This is a genomic window from Reyranella sp. GW821-FHT14A01 (genome assembly GCF_058803965.1).
The window spans coordinates 1-1117 of record NZ_JBXAPM010000037.1 but is presented as its reverse complement, the minus strand read 5'-3'; the positions used below and the strand labels follow the sequence as shown (position 1 = coordinate 1117).

The 1117-nt window shown below is 68.3% G+C and carries 1 protein-coding gene; it reads left to right on the top strand.

All coding sequences use genetic code 11. The features are described 5' to 3' along the window. Positions 1-133: 133 nt before the first annotated feature. The gene (locus AC1ROX_RS31590) at positions 134-1090 is read left to right on the top strand and encodes an IS110 family RNA-guided transposase (RefSeq protein WP_493132897.1); all 957 of its coding nucleotides are present in this window, start codon (positions 134-136) and stop codon (positions 1088-1090) included. Positions 1091-1117: the final 27 nt, after the last annotated feature.

Sequence of the window (1117 nt, the reverse complement as noted above, 5' to 3'; positions counted from 1 at the left end):
CACGGCCGGTCGTCGGATCGACGTCGTCTGATCCCTTGAGGGGATGAGCTCAGCAAGATCGCGGCCGGCCTCTTCCCCCGATCCGGATGGTTGCCCGAACTCCAGGTTCGAAGACGAGGCAGGATGGACGAAGATGAGCGATGTTAGCATGGTCGTAGCCGGGATCGACATCGGCAAGGCGCGGCTGGACGTGGCGCTGCACGGCGCGGCGGACCGGCAGGTGTTCGACAACAGCGCAGCCGGTCATCGCCGGCTGATCCAGTGGCTCCGCGCGGCGCAGGTGGTGCGGGTCGGACTGGAATCGACCGGTTCGTACTCGCAGGAAGTGACCGGCGCGCTGCGCGAGGCCGGCTTGGAGGTAGCGGTGCTGCAGCCCTTGCAGGTCCGGGCGTTCGCCCAATACCGCCTGCGGCGGGCCAAGAGCGACCCGCTGGATGCGGCGCTGATCGCCACCTGCACGGCGCTGCTCGACACAGTGCACGAGGCGCCCGATGCGCGGCTGGCTCGCCTTGCCGAGCATCTGCGGCTGATCGAGCAGCTCGAGGAGGATGTGGTCCGCGCCAAGACGCGCCTGGAAGCGGCGCACCTGGCGCATGTCCGCCGGTTCCTGCGCCGGGAGGTCGAGCGGCTGGAGCGGCGCGAGGCGGCGGAGCGGGCCCTGTTGATGAAGAGCATCACCGCCGAGCCCGACCTGCTGGCCCGGCTGCAGCTGATCCAGAGCGTCGACGGGATCGGCGAGCGCACGGCGCTTAGCCTGTTGCTGTTGTTACCCGAACTCGGCCAGCTCGAGCGTGAGCCGATCGCCTCCCTGGCAGGACTGGCTCCGTTCGTGCGGCAGTCGGGCAAATGGAAAGGCCATAGCCGGATCGGCGGGGGCCGCGATCGGGTGCGCCGCGCGCTCTATGCCGCGAGCCTGGCGGCCGCCTTCCGCTGGAATCCGGCCATCAAGGCTCTCTACCTGCGCCTGAAGGCCGCCGGTAAAGCACACCGCAAGATCATGGTCGCCTGCGCCCGCAAGCTGCTCATCCAGGTCAACGCCGTCGTCGCTCGCGGCACCCCGTGGATCTCAGCTCGCAACACTGTCGCATGACAGTTCAATCTTAATGGTTGCTGAGCG

Coding starts and splice junctions, on each gene's coding strand:
- AC1ROX_RS31590 (WP_493132897.1), top strand. CDS start 134: ATGAGCGATGTTAGCATGGTCGTAGCCGGGATCGACATCGGCAAGGCG.